This is a genomic window from Streptomyces laurentii (assembly GCF_040635425.1).
GTDB classification, from domain to species: domain Bacteria; phylum Actinomycetota; class Actinomycetes; order Streptomycetales; family Streptomycetaceae; genus Streptomyces; species Streptomyces laurentii.
Genome location: NZ_JBEYHT010000080.1, coordinates 12,961 through 31,989, shown reverse-complemented (window position 1 = coordinate 31,989; position 19,029 = coordinate 12,961). Strand labels below are relative to the sequence as shown.

General features: G+C 75.4%; 15 protein-coding genes and 1 riboswitch. Of the genes, 9 read left to right on the top strand and 6 right to left on the bottom strand.

What is annotated here, in order from left to right; translation table 11 throughout:
• Nucleotides 1–192 precede the first annotated feature (192 nt).
• Nucleotides 193–285, top strand: a riboswitch (adenosylcobalamin (AdoCbl) riboswitch).
• A gap of 44 nt (nucleotides 286–329) precedes the next feature.
• The 5 genes from ABZ693_RS32530 to ABZ693_RS32510 all read left to right on the top strand — a co-directional run bounded on the left by ABZ693_RS32530 (nucleotide 330) and on the right by ABZ693_RS32510 (nucleotide 6,984).
• Nucleotides 330–1,340, top strand: a complete 1,011-nt coding sequence (locus ABZ693_RS32530; protein WP_359884853.1) for a cobalamin biosynthesis protein — start codon at nucleotides 330–332, stop codon at nucleotides 1,338–1,340.
• A gap of 14 nt (nucleotides 1,341–1,354) precedes the next feature.
• Nucleotides 1,355–2,860 carry a cobyric acid synthase gene (locus ABZ693_RS32525; RefSeq protein ID WP_359884851.1) on the top strand — a complete coding sequence of 502 codons (1,506 nt, stop codon included), beginning with the start codon at nucleotides 1,355–1,357 and terminating at the stop codon, nucleotides 2,858–2,860.
• 72 nt (nucleotides 2,861–2,932) lie between these two features.
• A complete protein-coding gene (locus ABZ693_RS32520; protein ID WP_359884849.1) occupies nucleotides 2,933–5,038 on the top strand; it encodes a putative cobaltochelatase in 2,106 nt (701 codons plus the stop codon).
• Entirely contained in the window at nucleotides 5,039–5,647 is a 609-nt protein-coding gene (gene cobO / locus ABZ693_RS32515; RefSeq protein WP_359884847.1) for a cob(I)yrinic acid a,c-diamide adenosyltransferase, read from the top strand. It begins immediately after the preceding gene.
• On the top strand, nucleotides 5,641–6,984 hold the full coding sequence (locus tag ABZ693_RS32510; protein WP_359884845.1) for a cobyrinic acid a,c-diamide synthase CobB: 1,344 nt from the start codon (nucleotides 5,641–5,643) through the stop codon (nucleotides 6,982–6,984). The genes cobO and ABZ693_RS32510 overlap by 7 nt, the downstream gene beginning before the upstream one ends.
• Before the next feature lie 65 nt (nucleotides 6,985–7,049).
• Here ABZ693_RS32510 and ABZ693_RS32505 read toward each other — a convergent pair whose 3' ends face one another.
• Nucleotides 7,050–7,775, bottom strand: a complete 726-nt coding sequence (locus tag ABZ693_RS32505) for a ZIP family metal transporter (protein WP_359884843.1) — start codon at nucleotides 7,773–7,775, stop codon at nucleotides 7,050–7,052.
• A gap of 57 nt (nucleotides 7,776–7,832) precedes the next feature.
• Here ABZ693_RS32505 and cobC point away from each other — a divergent pair, with 57 nt between their 5' ends.
• Entirely contained in the window at nucleotides 7,833–9,383 is a 1,551-nt protein-coding gene (gene cobC / locus ABZ693_RS32500) for an Rv2231c family histidinol phosphate aminotransferase CobC (RefSeq protein ID WP_359884841.1), read from the top strand.
• Between the two features lie 159 nt (nucleotides 9,384–9,542).
• Here cobC and ABZ693_RS32495 read toward each other — a convergent pair whose 3' ends face one another.
• Entirely contained in the window at nucleotides 9,543–10,667 is a 1,125-nt protein-coding gene (locus ABZ693_RS32495; RefSeq protein ID WP_359884840.1) for an SCO1860 family LAETG-anchored protein, read from the bottom strand.
• 367 nt (nucleotides 10,668–11,034) lie between these two features.
• Here ABZ693_RS32495 and ABZ693_RS32490 point away from each other — a divergent pair, with 367 nt between their 5' ends.
• On the top strand, nucleotides 11,035–13,677 hold the full coding sequence (locus ABZ693_RS32490; protein ID WP_359884839.1) for a GNAT family N-acetyltransferase: 2,643 nt from the start codon (nucleotides 11,035–11,037) through the stop codon (nucleotides 13,675–13,677).
• Nucleotides 13,678–13,715: 38 nt separating this feature from the next.
• On the opposite strand, the gene ABZ693_RS32485 is transcribed toward ABZ693_RS32490, so the two are convergent.
• Entirely contained in the window at nucleotides 13,716–14,810 is a 1,095-nt protein-coding gene (locus ABZ693_RS32485) for an amidohydrolase family protein (RefSeq protein WP_359884837.1), read from the bottom strand.
• 104 nt (nucleotides 14,811–14,914) lie between these two features.
• Between ABZ693_RS32485 and ABZ693_RS32480 the strand changes: the two genes are divergently transcribed.
• Nucleotides 14,915–16,018 carry a pyridoxal-phosphate-dependent aminotransferase family protein gene (locus tag ABZ693_RS32480; protein WP_359884858.1) on the top strand — a complete coding sequence of 368 codons (1,104 nt, stop codon included), beginning with the start codon at nucleotides 14,915–14,917 and terminating at the stop codon, nucleotides 16,016–16,018.
• Between the two features lie 12 nt (nucleotides 16,019–16,030).
• Here ABZ693_RS32480 and ABZ693_RS32475 read toward each other — a convergent pair whose 3' ends face one another.
• Nucleotides 16,031–16,774, bottom strand: a complete 744-nt coding sequence (locus ABZ693_RS32475; RefSeq protein WP_359884836.1) for an ArsR/SmtB family transcription factor — start codon at nucleotides 16,772–16,774, stop codon at nucleotides 16,031–16,033.
• A 65-nt stretch (nucleotides 16,775–16,839) separates the two neighbouring features.
• Between ABZ693_RS32475 and ABZ693_RS32470 the strand changes: the two genes are divergently transcribed.
• Nucleotides 16,840–17,502: a flavin reductase family protein gene (locus ABZ693_RS32470; protein WP_359884834.1), complete on the top strand. Its 663-nt coding sequence runs from the start codon at nucleotides 16,840–16,842 to the stop codon at nucleotides 17,500–17,502.
• Nucleotides 17,503–17,565: 63 nt separating this feature from the next.
• On the opposite strand, the gene ABZ693_RS32465 is transcribed toward ABZ693_RS32470, so the two are convergent.
• Complete coding sequence (locus ABZ693_RS32465; RefSeq protein WP_359884832.1) at nucleotides 17,566–17,886, bottom strand: hypothetical protein; 321 nt, start codon at nucleotides 17,884–17,886, stop codon at nucleotides 17,566–17,568.
• Nucleotides 17,883–18,947, bottom strand: coding sequence for an aminotransferase class V-fold PLP-dependent enzyme (locus ABZ693_RS32460; protein ID WP_359884830.1), 1,065 nt, complete (start codon nucleotides 18,945–18,947; stop codon nucleotides 17,883–17,885). The genes ABZ693_RS32465 and ABZ693_RS32460 overlap by 4 nt, the downstream gene beginning before the upstream one ends.
• Nucleotides 18,948–19,029 lie beyond the last annotated feature (82 nt).

The window sequence follows — 19,029 nt, the reverse complement described above, 5'->3', positions numbered from 1 at the left end:
GGACCAGCTCTCGTCGTTCTCCTCCGAAGTGACGCGGGTGGCCCGCGAGGTGGGTACGGAGGGCGAGCTGGGCGGCCAGGCCGAGGTGGCCGGCCGACTGTCGTGTTTGTGGCGCTTCGCACAGTGACCCGGCGCAGGTCAATGGCGGGTTGACGGGCGTTCGGGCCGCGTGGTGGACTGCCGGGGCCAATACGGCGGCATGGGGAGGAAGTCCGGTGTGATTCCGGCACGGTCCCGCCACTGTGACCGGCCCTCGGGGCCGGGAGTCAGGAACTCTCGCCGCCGGTCACGTCGATCCAGGGCGCGGACCCTGAGTGAGGACATGTGCCATGCCCGGCAGCGGCCCGAGCCCGTCTCGTACCCGCCCCCATCCCTCGCGCCCCCGCGTCTTCGCGTACGGGGCAGCCCTCGGCCTCGCCGCCGACCTGGTCGTGGGCGATCCGCGGCGCGGCCATCCGGTCGCCGCGTTCGGCCGGGCGGCGGGCGCCGTCGAGCGCCGTCTGCACCAGGACCACCGGGGCCGGGGCGCCCTGTACACCGCCCTCTGCGCCGGCTCCGCCGTGGCCCTCGGGGCCGCCGCGACCCGTGCCGTACGGGGCAGCGCCACCGCCTCCGCCGCGCTGACCGCCGCCTCCGTGTGGGCCGTCGTCGGCGGGACGACGCTGGGCCGCGAGGCCCGCGCGATCGGCGGGGCGCTCGAAGCCGGGGACCTGGACGTCGCCCGGGAACGCCTGCCGCATCTGGTCGGGCGCGACCCACAGGCGCTCGACGGGCCCGGGATGGCCCGCGCGGTCGTCGAGTCGGTCGCCGAGAACACCTCGGACGCGGTCGTGGGCGCCCTGTTCTGGGGCGCGGTCGCCGGGGTGCCGGGGCTGCTCGGGTTCCGGGCGGTCAACACCCTGGACGCGATGGTCGGCCACAAGTCGCCGCGGCACCGCCGGTTCGGCTGGGCCTCGGCCCGCCTGGACGACGTGGCGGGCTGGCCGGGCGCCCGTCTGACGGCCGTCCTCGCCGCCGTCGCGGGCGACGATCCGCGCGGGGCGGTACGGGCCTGGCGCGCGGACGCCTCCCGGCATCCGAGCCCGAACGCGGGTCCGGTGGAGGCCGCGTTCGCGGGGGCGCTCGGCGTACGGCTCGGCGGCACCCTGTCGTACGGCGGGCGGATCGAGCACCGGCCGGTGCTGAACGCGCGCGGACGGGCCGTCGAGGTGGCCGACATCGACCGGGCGGTCCGGCTCTCGCGCCGGGTGACCTGGCTGACCCTGGCCGGCTGCGCGGGCGGCCGGCTCCTGGCGGGCGCGGTCCGTCGTACGCGGCAAAAGCACGGGGGTGCGGTGTGAGAAGCGAGGGGACCATGGGCGGGGGGCTGCTCGTCGCGGGCACCACGTCCGACGCGGGCAAGAGCGTCGTCACGGCCGGGATCTGCCGGTGGCTGGTCCGTCAGGGCCTGAAGGTCGCGCCGTTCAAGGGCCAGAACATGTCCCTGAACTCCTTCGTGACCCGGGAGGGCGCCGAGATCGGCCGCGCCCAGGCCATGCAGGCGCGGGCCGCGCGCGTCGAGCCGACCGCGTTGATGAACCCGGTGCTGCTGAAGCCCGGAAGCGACCGTTCCAGCCAGGTCGTCCTGATGGGCAAGCCGGTCGGCGAGATGAGCGCCCGCGGCTACCACGGCGGGCGGCAGAAGGAACTCTTCGCGCCGGTGCTCGCCTGTCTGGAGGAGCTGCGGCGCACCCACGACGCGGTGATCTGCGAGGGCGCGGGCAGCCCGGCGGAGATCAACCTGCGCCGCACCGACATCGTGAACATGGGCATCGCGCGGGCCGCGCGGCTGCCCGTGGTCGTGGTCGGCGACATCGACCGGGGCGGGGTGTTCGCCCAGTTCTTCGGGACGACGGCGCTGCTCGCGCCGGAGGACCAGCGGCTGGTCGCCGGCTATCTGGTGAACAAGTTCCGCGGCGACGTGTCCCTGCTCGAACCGGGCCTCGCGATGCTCGACGGCCTGACCGGACGGCCCACGCTCGGCGTGCTGCCGTACGCGCACGGCCTTGGCATCGACGAGGAGGACGGGCTGCGGGTCTCGCTGCGCGGCGCGGTCCGCGAGTCGGTCGTGGCGCCACCGTTCGGCGCGGACGTGCTGCGGGTCGCCGTCTGCGCCGTCCCGCTGATGTCGAACTTCACGGACGTGGACGCGCTGGCGGCGGAGCCGGGTGTGGTGGTGCGGTTCGTGGACCGGCCGGAGGAGCTGACCGACGCCGATCTGGTGGTCGTGCCGGGCACCCGCGGCACGGTGAGGGCGCTGGCCTGGCTGCGCGAGCGCGGTCTCGCGGCGGCGCTGGCCCGGCGGGCCGCCGAGGGCCGTCCGATCCTCGGGGTGTGCGGCGGCTTCCAGGTCCTCGGCGAGCGCATCGAGGACGAGGTGGAGTCGCGGGCCGGGGCGGTCGACGGGCTCGGCCTGCTGCCCGTACGGGTCCGGTTCGCGCGCGAGAAGACGCTGGCGCGGCCGGTGGGCGAGGCGCTCGGCGAGCGGGTCGAGGGGTACGAGATCCATCACGGCGTGGCGGACGTACGGGGCGGGGAGCCGTTCCTGGACGGCTGCCGGACCGGGGCGGTGTGGGGGACGCACTGGCACGGCTCGCTGGAGAGCGACGGGTTCCGCCGGGCGTTCCTGCGGGAGGTCGCGGCGGCGGCCGGGCGCCGTTTCGTCCCGGCGCCGGACACCTCGTTCGACGCGCTGCGCGAGGAACAGCTGGACCGGCTGGGCGATCTGATCGAGGAGCACGCCGACACGGACGCGCTGCTGCGGCTGATCGAGAAGGGCGCGCCGGAGGGGCTGCCGTTCGTGCCGCCGGGTGCGCCGTGAGCGCCGCATTCCTTCCGCCCGCCGCCGTCCCCGCTTCCGTACTTCCGTACGACTCGAAGGAGTGACCGTCCGATGAGTACCCGTTATCCGTTCACGGCCGTCGTCGGCATGGACGATCTGCGCCTCGCACTGCTCCTGAACGCCGTCAGCCCCGCGGTGGGCGGTGTCCTCGTCCGCGGCGAGAAGGGGACGGCGAAGTCCACGATCGTGCGCGGGCTCGCGGCGCTGCTGCCGCCGATGGACGTCGTCGCGGGCTGCCGGTTCAGCTGCGACCCGGCGTCCCCCGACCCGGGCTGCCCGGACGGCCCGCACGACGCCTCCGCCGCGGGGGACACGCGGCCGGCCCGGATGGTGGAGCTGCCGGTCGGCGCCTCCGAGGACCGGCTGGTCGGCGCGCTCGACATCGAGAAGGCCCTCGCCGACGGCGTGAAGGCGTTCGAGCCGGGCCTGCTCGCCGACGCGCACCGGGGCATCCTCTACGTCGACGAGGTCAATCTGCTCCACGACCATCTGATCGACCTGCTGCTCGACGCCGCCGCCATGGGCTCGTCGTACGTGGAGCGCGAGGGTGTCTCCGTACGGCACGCGGCCCGGTTCCTGCTCGTCGGCACGATGAACCCGGAGGAGGGCGAGCTGCGGCCCCAGCTGCTGGACCGGTTCGGGCTGACCGTGGAGGTGGCGGCGTCCCGGGAGCCGGAGCAGCGGGTCGAGGTGGTGCGCCGGCGGCTCGCGTTCGAGGACGATCCGGCCGCGTTCGCCGCGCGCTGGGCGGCCGAGGAGACGGCGCTGCGCGGGCGGATCACGGCCGCGCGGGAGCTGCTGCCGCGGGTGGTGCTCGGGGACGCGGTGCTGCTCCAGATCGCCGCGACCTGCGCCGCGTTCGAGGTGGACGGCATGCGCGCGGACATCGTGATGGCCCGGACGGCGACCGCGCTCGCCGCGTGGGCGGGGCGGACGGAGGTCACCTCCGAGGACGTACGGCAGGCGGCGCTGCTCGCGCTGCCGCACCGGCGCCGGCGCAACCCGTTCGACGCGCCGGGGCTCGACCAGGACAAGCTGGACGAGACCCTGGAGAAGTTCAAGGGCGAGGAGCCGGAGGGTTCCGGGCGGCCGGACGACGATCCGGAGCCGGAGGGTCCCGGTGACCCGGACGGGCCGGGGGACGGCGGCCCCGACGGGGGCGGCGGGGGCGGGATTCCGCCGCAGGGTGACGCGCCCGCGCCGGAGACCTCCGGGACTTCCGAGACGGCCGAGACGGCCGAGACGGCTGACACGCCCGAGGCGCCCGAGGTACCCGAGTCCGCCCCCGCGCCCCGGGGCGCCGGGTCCGGTGAGCGGGCCGCCGTCGGCGCCGGCGAGCCCTTCCGTACGAAGATGCTCAGCGTGCCCGGACTCGGCCAGGGCGCGGCCGGCCGCCGCTCCCGCGCGCGTACCGCCCACGGCCGGACCACCGGCGCGGCCCGCCCCCGGGGCGCGCTGACCGCCCTGCACCTGACCGCGACGGTCCGGGCCGCCGCCCCGCACCAGCGGGCGCGCGGCCGCACCGGCCGGGGCCTGGTGGTACGCCGGGACGATCTGCGGCAGGCGACCCGCGAGGGCCGCGAGGGCAATCTGGTCCTGTTCGTCGTGGACGCGTCCGGTTCGATGGCGGCCCGGCAGCGGATGGGCGCCGTGAAGGGCGCGGTGCTCTCGCTGCTGCTCGACGCCTACCAGCGGCGCGACAAGGTCGGCCTGGTCACCTTCCGGGGCCGGGACGCGGAGGTCGCGCTGCCGCCGACCTCGTCCGTGGAGGCCGCCGCCGCCCGGCTGGAGCGGCTGCCCACGGGCGGCCGTACCCCGCTGGCGGCGGGCCTGCTGACGGCACACGACGTGCTGCGGGTGGAACGGCTGCGCGATCCGTCGCGCCGGCCGCTGCTCGTGGTGGTGACCGACGGCCGGGCGACCGGCGGCGGGCCGGACCCGCTGGCGCTCGCCACCCGGGCCGCGCGGCTGCACGCCGCCGACGGCACGGCCGCCGTGGTCGTGGACTGCGAGACGGGCCCGGTGCGGCTCGGTCTGGCCGGGGAACTCGCCCTCGGCCTCGGCGGCACCGCCGTCACCCTGGACGAACTGCGGGCCGACGCGATCGCCGGCCTCGTCCGCGACGTACAGAACCATCGCTCTGAGAGGGCCGCGTAAATGCCGCAGGGACAGCCGACCGTCGTTCCGGACGACGGTCTGACCACCCGCCAGCGCCGTAACCGCGCGCTGGTGATGGTGCACACCGGTGTGGGCAAGGGGAAGTCGACCGCCGCCTTCGGGATGGCGCTGCGCGCCTGGAACCAGGGCTGGCCGATCGGGGTGTTCCAGTTCGTCAAGTCCGCCAAGTGGCGGGTCGGCGAGGAGAACGCGCTGCGGACGCTCGGCGAGACGGGCAAGGGCGGCACGGTCGTCTGGAACAAGATGGGCGAGGGCTGGTCCTGGATCCAGCGCGCCACCGCCGAGGGCGAGCCGTCGCACGAGGAGAAGGCGCGCGAGGGCTGGGAGCAGGTCAAGCGGGACCTCGCGGACGAGCGGTACCGGTTCTACGTCCTCGACGAGTTCGCGTACCTGCTGCACTGGGGCTGGATCGACACGGCCGAGGTGATCGAGGTGCTGCGGAACCGTCCCGGGCAGCAGCATGTGGTGATCACCGGCCGCAACGCCCCGGCGGAGCTCGTGGAGTTCGCGGATCTGGTGACCGACATGTCGAAGGTGAAGCACCCGATGGACGCGGGTCAGAAGGGCCAGCGGGGCATCGAGTGGTAGCACGTCTCGTCATCGCCGCGCCGTCCTCCGGCGCGGGCAAGACCACCGTGGCGACCGGTCTGATGGCCGCGTTCGCCGGCCGCGGCCTCGCGGTCTCCCCGCACAAGGTGGGCCCGGACTACATCGACCCGGGCTACCACGCGCTCGCGACCGGCCGCCCGGGCCGCAACCTCGACGCGTACATGTGCGGCCCCGAGCTGATCGCGCCACTCTTCGCGCACGGGGCGCGCGGCTGCGAACTGGCCGTCGTCGAGGGTGTGATGGGCCTGTACGACGGGGCCGCGGGGCAAGGCGAGCTGGCCTCGACGGCGCAGGTGGCGAAGCTGCTGCGGGCGCCTGTGGTGCTGGTCGTGGACGCGTCCTCGCAGTCCCGGTCGGTGGCGGCGCTCGTGCACGGCTTCGCGTCCTGGGACCCTCGCGTACGGCTCGGCGGGGTGATCCTCAACAAGGTCGCCTCGGACCGGCACGAGGAACTGCTGCGGGAGGCCCTGGAGGAGTCGGGCGTGCCGGTGCTCGGCGTGCTGCGGCGGGCCCCGGCGGTGGAGACGCCGTCGCGGCACCTCGGTCTGGTGCCGGTCGCGGAGCGGCAGACGGCGGCGGTGGCCGCCGTGGCGGCGCAGGCGGAGCAGGTACGGCAGGGCTGCGATCTGGACGCGCTGCTCGCCCTGGCCCGGTCGGCGCCGCCGCTGGACGCCGAGCCGTGGTCCCCGCCCGTGTCCGTGGAGGCACACGGGTCGGCCCGGCCCGTGGTCGCCGTCGCGGGCGGGCCCGCCTTCACCTTCTCGTACGCCGAGCACACCGAACTGCTCGCCGCCGCCGGGGCCGAGGTCGTCACCTTCGACCCGCTGCGCGACGAGGCGCTGCCCGAGGGGACGCGCGGTCTGGTGATCGGCGGCGGGTTCCCGGAGATGTACGGGGCGGAGCTGTCCGCCAACGCGTCGCTGCGGGCGGCGGTGGCGGAGCTGGCGGCGTCGGGCGCGCCGGTGGCGGCCGAGTGCGCCGGGCTGCTGTATCTGGCGCGGTCGCTGGACGGCCGGCCGATGTGCGGAGTGCTGGACGCCGAGGCGCGGATGTCGGAGCGGCTGACGCTGGGGTACCGGGACGCGGTCGCGGTGAACGACAGCGTGCTGGCGCCGGCCGGGGCGCGAATGCGGGGGCACGAGTTCCACCGCACGGTCGTCGAGCCGGGCGCGGGGGCGGTGCCGGCGTGGGGGCTGCGGCTGCCGGTGCGGCGGGTCGAGGGCTTCGTCCAGCGCGGGGTGCACGCCAGTTACGTGCACACGCACTGGGCGGGGGCGCCCGAGGCCGCGGCGCGGTTCGTGGAGCACTGCCGGTGACCGTGTCCGAGGGGCCGGGGGTCGTGTCCGGCGGGCCGGTGGCCGCGACGGGCCGCGGCGGGGATTCAGCCGGAGAGGCCCACCACGAGCCAGATGAACGCCACGCCCAGGGCCGTGCACAGCAGGGTCGTCCGGGCGGGGTGGGTGTGGTGCGCCTCGGGCAGGATCTCGGCGGCCGCGAGGTAGAGCAGGGCGCCGCCGAAGAAGCCGAGATAGCTGCCGAGGAATTCGGCCGGGAGGGTGAACAGCAGCGTGGAGGCGGCGCCCACGACGGGCGCGAGCGCGTCGGCGGCGAGCATGGCGAGGGCCCGGCGGCGGGCGTTCCCGTACAGGCTGGTGATCGTGTACGTGTTGAAGCCGTCGGCGAAGTCGTGGGTGATGACGGCGAGCGCGACGGTGGCGCCCATCCCGCCGCCGACCTGGAACGCGGCGCCGAGCGCGACGCCGTCCATGAGGCTGTGGCCGACCATGGCCGCGGCGGCGGTGAGACCGACCTGCGGGGCGCGTTTCCCGGTGTCGCCGCCGTGGGCCGCGCGGCGGACGGCGAGCAGGCGTTCGACCACGTGCGCGAAGAGGAAGCCGCCGACGAACAGCAGCAGGGCCTGGGGCACGCCGAAGACCGGCTTACCCGCGGTGGCCAGGGACTCGGGGAGCAGGTCGAGTCCGACGACGCCGAGCATCAGTCCGCCGGCGAGGCCGAGGACGAGGTGGCGGCGGTCGGTGACGCGCTGGGCGGTCCAGCCGCCGACCAGCGTCATGAGGAACGCGCCGAGCGCGACGACCACCGCCATGGGCTCTTGCTAACCGATGCCCCCTCCCCCGCGCACCTCGGGCCGTTCCTCCGTGTGGTGGTGGGCGTGGGGGCCCGGCCGGGGGCGCCGGCCGAGGAGGTCCTCGGCCTGGTGCGGGCCGCGCTCGCGGAGGCGCCGCCGGCCGAGGCCGCGCTGACGGCGTTCGCGACGCTGGACGCGCGGGCCGGGGAGCCGGGGATCACCGAGGCCGCGGCGCGGCTCGGGGTGCCGGTGTGGGCGTACGCGAGCGAGGAGCTGGCGGCGGTGACCGTGCCGCATCCGTCGACGGCGGCCCGGGCGGCGACCGGGACGGGTTCGGTGGCGGAGGCGGCGGCGCTGCGCGGGGCGGGGCAGGGGGCGCACTTGGTGGTGACGAAGCGCAAGACGCGTCGCGTTACGTGCGCTGTGGCCGCTTCTGCGCCGATTGTTCCGGGTGAAGGAGCCGTGGACGCACGGTTGTCGGGGCCTACTGACGGGTACATCGGTGGCGACGCCTGGACATCCCCCACATGTGCCAGTCCCACCCCCACCCCCCACGCGACGGCGGCCATGAGCATCGACATTCCCGCAGACACCCATGACCTCAGACACCACGGCGACGCCGAGGTGCGCGACGAGAAGCTGATCGACCTCGCGGTCAACGTCCGCACGCACACCCCGCCCGGCTGGCTGCGGGAGCGGATAGCGGCCTCGCTCACCGGGCTCGCGGCCTACCCGGATGGACGGGCAGCGCGGGCGGCGGTCGCCTCGCGGCACGATCTGCCGCCCCGCCGGGTGCTCCTGACCGCGGGCGCGGCGGAGGCGTTCGTCCTGCTCGCGCGGGCGCTGCCGGTGCGGCGGGCGGTCGTGGTGCATCCGCAGTTCACCGAGCCGGAGGCCGCGCTGCGGGGCGCGGGGCACGCGGTCGAGCGGGTGCTGCTGCGCGAGGAGGACGGGTTCCGGCTGGATCCGGCGGCGGTGCCCGAGGACGCGGATCTGGTGGTCATCGGCAATCCGACCAATCCGACGTCGGTGCTGCATCCGGCGGCGGCGATCGCGGCGCTGGCCCGGCCGGGGCGGACGCTGGTGGTCGACGAGGCGTTCATGGACGCGGTGCCGGGCGAACGGGAGTCGCTGGCCTCCCGGACCGACGTGCCCGGTCTGGTGGTGCTGCGCAGCCTGACCAAGACCTGGGGGCTCGCGGGCCTGCGGATCGGCTACGTGCTCGCGGAGCCGCGGATCATCGCCGCCCTGGAGCGGGCCCAGCCGCTGTGGCCGGTGTCGACTCCGGCGCTGGCGGCGGCGGAGGCGTGCATGTCGCACGCGGCGCTCGCGGAGGCGGAGGACGCGGCGCACCGGATCGGGGTGGACCGGGCCCATCTGCTCGCGGGCCTGGTGGAGTTCGACGAGGTACGGGTGGTGGCGGCGGCCGAGGCGCCGTTCGTGCTCGTACGGATCGAGGGCGCCGAGGCGGTGCGGGAGCGGCTGCGGGCCCTCGGGTTCGCGGCCCGGCGCGGGGACACCTTCCCGGGCCTCGACCGGAACTGGCTGCGGCTCGCGGTGCGGGACCGGGTCACGACGAACCGTTTCCTCCAGGCACTGGACCAGTCGCTGTTGCTGCTGGGCTGACGTCCGTACGGGAGGGCACCCGCACGGGATGCCGTCCCGTACGGAAGGAAGCGGGGGCGGCGCCCGGTCACGGCACCGCCCCCGCGTTCTCCTCACCTCACTTCACCCCGCGCCCCCGATTCCCCCGGGTCCCCCGTGGGCGCGGGTCCTCGCCGGCGGTCAGCCGCGGGCGCGGGCGCGGGACCGGCCGCGGGCCATGACGAGCGCGCCGCCGCCGGCCGCGACCAGCAGGACGGCACCGCCGGCCAGGTACGGGGTCATGGAGCTGCCGCCGGTCTCGGCGAGGTCGCCGGCGGGGGCACTGCCGCCGTTCTGGGTGTTCACCTGGGAGCCCTGGCCGGACCCGCCGGCCGAGCCGTGCGAGGACCCGCCGGTCGAGCCGTTCGAAGAGCCGCCCGTGGATCCGTTCGAGGACCCTCCGGTCGAACCGTTCGTGGACCCTCCGGTGGAGCCGTTCGTGGAGCCGCCGGTCGAACCGTTCGTGGAGCCGCCGGTGGACGGGTGCGAGGGCTGGCCGGTGGGCGGGGTGCTGGGCCCGTCGGTGGGCCGGCCGCCGCCGGCCGGGGCCGAGCAGGTGGCCTCGGCGAGGGTGACCTTGCCCTTGACCTCGGCGACGTTGAGCTTGAGCGGGTTGACCTCCACGGACAGTTCGAGCGCGGTGGCGGCGGCGGTCCTGGAGGTGACGGTGGTGCGGGAGAGGTCGAGGACGACCTCTCCGACGCCCGGCACGGTGACCTTGGTGCGGCCGCCGGTCGACAGGGTGGTCTTCTTGCCGAGGACGGTGACGTGGCCGAGCAGGTTGGCCTGGGCGACCGGGCGCTCGCCGGCCGCGCAGACGGCCTTGGCGGTGACCTTCTCCAGCTCGATCAGGGACAGTCCGGGCAGTCCGGGGACGTGGACGCCGGCCTTGACGAGGTTGACGTAGCCCTGGGCCACCTTGCCCTCGACCGTCGCCTCGGAGGTGGCGACGTCGGCTTTGAGGATGTCGACGGGCCGGTTCTGCTCCGCGCCCTCCACCCGGACGCTGAGCGCGGTGCGCTCGGCGCTGGCGGGGGCCTCCACCGCGTTGAGGGAGGCCCGCACCGGCACGCGCACCGTCTTGTCGAGCAGGTCGACGTCGAGCCCGGCGCGCAGGACGACGGCGGTGGCCCGGCCCTCGCCGCCGGGGCCGCCCGTGGCGTGCGCCGCCGGGGCCGCGAGGACCAGCGGCCCCACGGCGAGCGCGGCGACGGTGGCCGCGGCGGCGGAGCGGCGTGCGGGCAGGCGGAAGGTAGTGCTGTTCACGTCGGTGGAACCCCCACAAGAGACTTGGCGTCGCGGGCCGCTCGCCACGGGGACTGTGGGTCACTGCGGCGCCGGCGACTTGAGACACGGGAATCTTTACGCACTGTGGGTGAACTGGTGGACACCTGGCGTGAGTTCACTCCAAAGGGTGGTTTCCGTGCTCATTTTCGAATCTTTTCGGCACAAGCGTGCGCAGCGCCCTCACTCACCACGCCCCACGGCCGCACCCGCGTAAAAAAGTCCAACGAGCGACACCCCCTCAAGGCACCGAACCGTCAACCCGTCACCCACCCCCACGCCCCCACCCTCATGAGATAAGTTAGGCGAGCCTAACCTAAGCAATCGTGAGCGGATCGGGGCGTACGCAGTGAGCATCGAGGTCTTCCGGGACGCCTGGGGCATCCCCCATCTGCGCGCCGCCGACCCCCTGGAACTCGCCCGCGCCCAGGGCCGGGTGACCGCGCTCGACCGGGCCTGGCAGCTGGAGGTCGAACGGCACCGGGCCGAGGGCACGACGGCCGCGTTCCTGGGCCCGGCGGAGACCGGCTGGGACACCTTCGCGCGGCAGGCACGGCTCGCCGACACCGCCCGCCGCTGCCACGCCCGGCTCGACGCGGGGACGGCGGCGTGGGTGGCCGCGTACGCGACCGGGGTGAACGAGGCACTGCCCGAAGGCGCCCGGCGCGCACCGGAGTTCGCCCGGACCGGCCTCGCGCCCGGCCGCTGGGAGCCGTGGACCCCGCTCGCCGTCTGGCTGTCCACTCACATCCTCTTCGCGGGCTTCCCCACCAAGCTGTGGCGGGACCGGGTCGCCCGGCTGCTCGGCGAGGAGTGGACGGAACTCTTCGCCACCGACGGCCCGGGCACGGCCGGTTCCAACGGCTGGGTCGTCGCCGGTTCCCGTACGGCGAGCGGCGCCCCGCTGGTGGCCGGCGACCCGCACCGGATCATCGAGGCGCCCGGCGTCTACCAGCAGATACGCCTCGCCTGCCCTGACTACGACGTCCTCGGCCTGGCCGTCCCCGGGGTGCCCGGCCTCGCCCACTTCGGCCACGCCGGCACCGTCGCCTGGGCCATCACCAACGCCATGGCCGACTACCAGGACCTGTACCGCGAACGGCTGCGCCGCCGGCCGGACGGCGGGATCGAGGCGCTGGGCCCGGACGGCTGGGAACCGGCCGCCGCGCACACCGAGACGATCCCCGTACGCGACGCCGCCCCGGCGACGGTCACGGTCGTCGAGACGGCCCGCGGCCCGGTGATCGCCGGCGCCGACAACCCGTCCGGAGACGGCATCTGGGACGCGGTCAGCCTCCGCCATCCGCCCCGCGTCACCGGCGACGTGGGCTTCGCCGCCCTGCCCGCGCTGCTGCGGGCCCGCGACGTCACCGACATCGACCGGGCGCTGGACGGCTGGGTGGAGCCGGTCAACGTCGTCCAGGCCGCCGACACCGACGGTGGGCTGCTGCACCGGGTGGCCGGCCACGTCCCCGTACGGGACCGGACGAACCGGCTACGGGTGGTGCCCGCGTGGGACGCCCGGCACGCGTGGGCCCCGGACCCCACGCCCACGCCCACGCCCCGGGAGACGGTCGGCGCGTACGCGGTGATGGCCAACGCGCGCGGCCTGGCAGCGCCGCTGGGCGTCGAGTTCGCCCCGCCGCACCGGGCCCGCCGGATCGCCGCCCTCCTCGACGCCTCCGCCGCCTGGACACCGGAGGCGATGACGGCGATCCACACCGACACCGACAACCCCTCCGCCGCCCGCCTCCTCGCGGCCGTCCACGCGACGGACCCGGCGGCCCTCTCCCCCGGCGCCCGGGCCGTACGCGACCGGCTGCTCGGCTGGGACCGGCGGATGGCGGCCGACAGCACGGACGCGGGGCTGTACGCGGCGGTGCGCGGGGCCGTCGTCCGCGGCCTGGCCGCACACCCGGCGTTCTCCGCCCTGCGCGGCCCCGGCCCGGACCCGTACCCCGAACTCTTCGCCCCCTGGCTGGCCCTCGGCCCCCGGGTCGCGTTCGCCCTGGAGACCCTGCTGGCCGACGGCCCGGTGCCGGCCGCGGACCGGGCCGGGACCGTACGGGCCGCGCTGGAGGAGACCGCGGCCGGAGAGACGCCCCCGGCCTGGGGCACGACGCACCGCCTCGCCCCCTGGCAGGCCCTCCCCGACGAGGACGACACGTGGCCCGGGCTCGGCGGCGACCACGACTGCGTCCTGTCCACCTCCAGCGTGCCCGGCTTCACCGACCGCGGCGCCCGCGCGTCCGCCGCCCGCTTCGTCTGGGACCTGGCGGACCGGGACCGCAGCCTGTGGGTCGTCCCGTTCGGCGCCTCCGGGATCCCCGGCGACCCGCACCACCGCGACCAGCTGCCCCACTGGCTGCGCGGCGACCTCGTCCCCGTCACCACCGACTGGGACCACCTCGTACCGGACAGGACCCCCATGAGCACCCCCGAGCACGTCCAGACCGTCGCGGGCTTCGGCACCGTACGGATCGACCGCATCGACCCCGCCGCGGACGCCCCACTCCTGCACCGCTGGGTGAACGAGGACCGCGCCCGCTACTGGGGCATGCACGGCACCACCGTCGACCAGGTCCGGGACGTCTACGCGCACCTCGACGCGCTCCCCACCCACCACGGCTTCCTCGTCCGCCGTGACGACGAGCCGGTGGCGGTCTTCCAGACGTACGACCCCGAGGCCGACCGGGTCTCCGCGTGCTACGACGCCCGCCCCGGCGACATCGGCGTCCACCTCTTCGTGGCCCCGTCGGCGGCCCCGGAACGGGGCTTCACCGAACACCTGCTGACCGCCCTGATCGACTTCGCCCTGACCACCCGCACCCGCCTGGTGGCGGAACCGGACGCCACCAACACGAAGGCCCTCACCCGCCTCACCCGCGCGGGCTTCACCCTCGGCCCGGACATCGTCCTGCCGGAGGTGGACCTCCCGGAGGTCTTCCTCCCGGAGAAGCGGGCCCGTCTGGCGTTCTACGAGAAGTCCTGAATCCCGCCCCTGCCCTCACCCCGCACCGCGGCGCCCCGCTACGCGATCACCCGCCCGTTCACCACGACACGCCGCGGCGCCGCAAGCACCCGCACATCCGCCCGCGGATCCTCCCCGTACACCACCAGGTCCGCCACCGCCCCCTCCACCAGCCCTTCCCGCCCCAGCCACTCCCGCGCCTTCCACGCGGTCGCGGACAGCGCGTCGAGCGCGGGAAGGCCGGCCCGGGTGAGTTCCTCGACCTCCGCGGCGACGAACCCGTGGGGCAGCGAGCCGCCCGCGTCGGTGCCGACGAAGACCGGGATGCCGGCGTCCCAGGCGGCGCGCACGGTGTCGTAGCGCCGCTCATGGAGCCGCCGCATATGGGCCGACCAGCGCGGGAACTTCTCCTCGCCGCCGTCCGCGAGCCGCGGGAAGGTCGCGATGTTGACGAGGGTGGGAACGATGGCGACGCCGCGTTCGGCGAAGAGCGGGATGGTGTCCTCGGTGAGGCCGGTGGCGTGTTCGACGCAGTCGATGCCGGCCTCGACGAGGTCGCGCAGGGAGTCCTCGGCGAAGCAGTGCGCGGTGACGCGGGCACCGAGCCGGTGGGCCTCGGCGATGGCGGCCTCGATGTCGGGGCGGGGCCAGGACGGGGCGAGGTCGCCGAGGCCGCGGTCGATCCAGTCGCCGACGAGCTTGACCCAGCCGTCGCCGCGCCGGGCCTCGCGCCCGACGTACTCGACGAGCTGGTCGGGTTCGATCTCGTGGGCGTAGTTGCGGATGTAGCGGCGGGTACGGGCGATGTGCCGGCCGGCCCGGATGATCTTCGGCAGGTCCTCGCGGTCGTCGATCCAGCGGGTGTCGGAGGGCGAGCCGGCGTCGCGGATCAGCAGGGTGCCGGCGTCACGGTCGGTCAGGGCCTGTTTCTCGGCCGTGTCGGCGTCGACGGGGCCGTGCGCGTCGAGCCCGACGTGGCAGTGGGCGTCGACGAGGCCGGGCAGGGCCCAGCCCTCGACGGTGACGGCGTCGTCGGCGAGGGCGCCGGGCCGTTCGAAGGTGACGCGTCCGTCGACGCACCACAGCTCGTCCCGTATGTCCTCCGGGCCGACGAGCACCCGCCCCTTCACATGCAGCACCACGTGATCGCTCATACCCGCACTCTACGAGGCGGCGCATACCGGCGTGGGTACCCTGACCGGGAGCTTCACCGCGTACGAACCGATACGACCGATTCGAAGAAGGCACCACCGTGACCGTGACACACCCGCTTCTCGACCTGGCCCCGCTGACCGCCGGGCACTTCGCGTCCATCGAACGCCGGGTCGCCGCGCTGCTCTCCACCGAGCAGGACGTGGTCATCACCCAGGGTGAGGCGCTGCTGCCGCTGGAGGGCTGTATCCGCAGCGGCGCGCGGGCGGGCTCGACGGCGCTGAACGTGGTGACCGGGCCGTACGGGCAGACGTTCGGCAACTGGCTGCGGGACTGCGGCGCCACGGTCGTGGACCTGGAGGTGCCGTTCCACACGGCGGTGACCGCGGAGCAGGTGGCCCAGGCTCTGGAGGCCCACCCGGAGATCGACTTCGTGTCGCTGGTGCACGCGGAGGCGGCGACCGGCAACACGAACCCGGTCGCGGAGATCGGCGAGGTCGTACGGGCGCACGGCGCGCTGTTCTACCTGGACGCGGTGGCGTCGATCGGCGCGGAGCCGGTGCTGCCGGACGCGTGGGGCGTCGACATGTGCATCATCGGCGCGCAGAAGGCGATGGGCGGCCCGGCGGGCGTCTCGGCGGTGTCGGTGAGCGCGCGGGCGTGGGAGCGGTTCGCCGCCAACCCGAACGCCCCGCGCCGCTCGTACCTCTCCCTCCTCGACTGGAAGGAGCGCTGGATCGACGGCGGCCGCAAGGCCCTGCTGCACGCTCCGGCGCAGCTGGAGATGCTGGCCCTGGAAGCGTGCCTGGACCGGATCGAGACGGAGGGTCTGGACGCGCTGATGGCCCGGCACGCGGCGGCCGCGGCGGCCACGCGCGCGGGGGTGCTGGCGCTGGGCGGCGGTCTGGAGCCGTACGTCCACGAGGCGAGGGACGCGGCACCGGTCGCGACGACGCTGCGGTCGCCGGCCGGGGTGGACGCCTCGGAGCTGGTGGCGAAGGCGCTGGCGGCGGACCCGTCGCTGCCGCTGATCGCGGGCGGCGGGACGCTGGCCAAGGAGATGATCCGGGTGAACCACTACGGGGTGGACGCGACCCCGGGCGCGGTGCAGTCGTCGCTGGCGGCGCTGGGCGCGGCGCTCGCGGAGACGGGCCGCGCGGTGGACCTGGAGGGCGCGCGCAGGGCGGTCACGGAGGCGTGGGGCCGCTGACGCCGGTAGCGCTCAAGGCATCGCCCGGAGTCCCAGGTGGTGGGCGAGGGCGGTGTGCCCGGTCTCGGTGAGCCGGACGGCCCGGGTGGTGCCGACCCGGGTCAGCCAGCCGGCGTCGAACGCGTGGCGGCAGATCGCGGCGCCCACCGCCCCGGCCAGGTGCGGGCGGCGTTCGGTCCAGTCCAGGCACGGCCGGACGGCCGGACGGCGGCCTCCGCCGCCCGGGGCCGGGAGCGGAATGGACAGTTCGGCGAGCCAGTCCCGGCCGGCGGGGGTGAGCTCCAGGCCATGGGTCCAATCGAGCAGCCGGCGTGCGGTCATCGCGTCGGTCAGGGCGACGCCGAGCGCTCCGGCGAGGTGGTCGTAGCAGGTCCGGGCCCGGGCGAGGGCGTGTTCGCGCCCGGCGGCGGACAGGGTGGCGGGCGTCCGCGCCGCCGGCGCGGACGGCGCGGCGAGGCCGGCCAGGCGCTCGACCAGTTCGGCCACTTCGGGGCCGGCCAGCCGGACGTACCGGTGGCGGCCCTGCCGTTCCTCCGCCAGCAGACCGCCCCCGACCAGGGCGTTGAGGTGTTCGGTGGCGGTCGAGCGGGCCACCCCGGCGTGCCGGGCGAGTTCGCCCGCGGTCCAGGCCCGGCCGTCGATGAGGGCGAGGCAGAAGGACGCGCGCGTACGGTCGGCGAGCAGCGCGGCGACGGCCGCGAGGCCCTGCCCGTCCGCGGCGCGCCGCGCGCGGTCGTCACGGGCGTTGCGTTCCATGCCGTCCATCATCCCGCCGCGACGCTTCGGCCGTCCCCGAACCGTCGGCCTCCTACGGTCGCCGCATGCACTTCGCTCAGCACCCGACCGCACCCGCCGGCCGTCATCTGGCCATCACTCCGAGCATCCTCTACTTCGGCACCCCCGTCGCCTTGGTGACCACCGAGAATCCCGACGGCACCTTCAATCTCGCGCCGATCTCGTCGGCTTGGGCCCTCGGCCAGGTGGTCGTGCTGGGACTCGGGCGGGAAGGCCGGACCGGGAGGAACCTGGCGGACCGGCCGGAGCTGGTCCTCAGCCTGCCCGAGCCCGGGCAGTGGGCGGCCGTCGAGCGGCTGGGCCGGCTGACCGGGCGGCCTCCGGGGGACGGGCCGCGGCCGGGTGCCCGGGCGGCGCGCTACGAGCCGGACAAGTTCACGGCGGGCGGCTTCCGGGCGCAGCCGTCGGAGGCGGTGCGCCCGCCCCGGGTGGCGGAATGCCCGATCCAGCTGGAGGCGCGGGCCGCCCGGGTCGCGCCCGATGTGTCGGGAGACTTCCTGATCGTCGAGGCCCGGGTGGTGAAGGTGCACGCCGACGCGCGCCTGGTGGTCCCGGGGACCCAGCACATCGATCCCGCCGCGTGGAGCCCGCTGATCTACAACTTCCGGCACTACTTCGGCCTCGGTTCCGAACTCGGCCACAGCGGCATCTCCGAGACACCGCGCGAGGCCGCCCCGAGCCCGGCATGACCGGGACGACCGGCAGGTCCGGCGGGTCCAGGACGCCTCGGCGGCCCGGACCCGCCGGCCACCTCAGGCGGCCCCGGTGATCCCGGTGCCACCGGTGGTCCCGGTGATCCCGTAACCGGCGAGGGAGAGCCGGACCCGCGTCGGGTCCTCCGCCTCGACGTACACCCGCTGCCCCCAGTGGGCGGTCAGCCGGGCCGCGACGCCGACCAGCCGGCGCCGGTCCTCCGGCGTGTACGCCGGATAGCGCGCCCAGCCCCGGCCGGCGATCGTGTCGCCGAGTTCGCCGAACAGCACGGCCTGACAGCGCCGCTCCTCCTCGTCCGTCAGCGGCGTCGGGCCGTCGTCGGCGGGCAGCAGCCGGACGTTGAGGAGTTCACGCGTCATCCGGCGAGGACCTCCAGGGCCCGGTCGACGTCGGCGGCCGAGTTGTACAGGTGGAAGGAGGCTCGCAGGTTGCCCGCCCGGGCGGAGAGGAGCACGCCGGCCTCGCGCAGCGCGTCGGCACGGTCGCCGAGGCCCGGGATGCCGACGACGGTCGAGTCGTCCGCCACCGCGGGACGGCCCAGCTCGACGAGCCCGGCGCGGAAGCGGGCGGCGAGCGCCTTGTCGTGCGCCTCGATCCGCTCGATGCCGATCTCCTCCAGGAGGGCGAGGGAGCGGGCCGCGCCGTGGTACGAGGGGAAGGCGGGCGGCTCGTCGAACCGCCGTGCGCTGCGGGCCAGTTCACGTACCGGACCGTAGCTGTTGACCCACAGGTCCTCGCCGTTGACCCAGCCCGCGTGGATGGGGAGCAGCGCGTCCTGGGCCTCCTCGGTGACGGTGAGGAAGGACGCCCCGCGCGGGCACAGCAGGTACTTGTAGCCGCCGGCGACGGTGAAGTCCCACTCCCCCGCGTACAGCGGCAGCCAGCCCGCGGACTGGGTGGCGTCGCAGAGGGTACGGGCGCCGTGCGCGGCGGCCGCGGCGCGGACGGCCGCGAAGTCGGCGGTGCGGCCGTCGGCCGACTGCACGGAGGAGAAGGCGACGAGCGCGGTCTCGGGGCGTACGGACTCGGCGAGCCGCTCCAGCGGGACGAAGCGGGTCTTCAGATCGCCGCGCACGGTGAAGGGGGTGATGAGGGAGGAGAAGTCGCCCTCGGGGAACAGGATCTCGGCGCCGGACGGCATGGACTGCGCCACCATGCCGGCATGGACGGAGACCGAGCTGCCGACGGCGACCCGGTCGGGGGTGACATGCGCGATCCGGGCGTAGGCGGCCCGGACCTCGTCGACGACCCCGAAGTCGCCGGCGCCGTCGGGGCGGCCGGCGGCGGTCTCCTCGACCAGCAGGGTGACGGCCTCGATGGTGCGGCGGGGCAGCAATCCGCAGGCGGAAGTGTTGAGATAGGTCCGGGTCGGCGCGAACTCGGCTCCGCCGAGGGGCGTCAGCGTGTCAGAGGAATCCATGGCCCCAGCCTGGGTTCCCGCCGCTCCCCCGTCAATCAGTCGCCCGCTCCGGCCACCCTGGCCGCCTCGGTCGTCCCGGCCG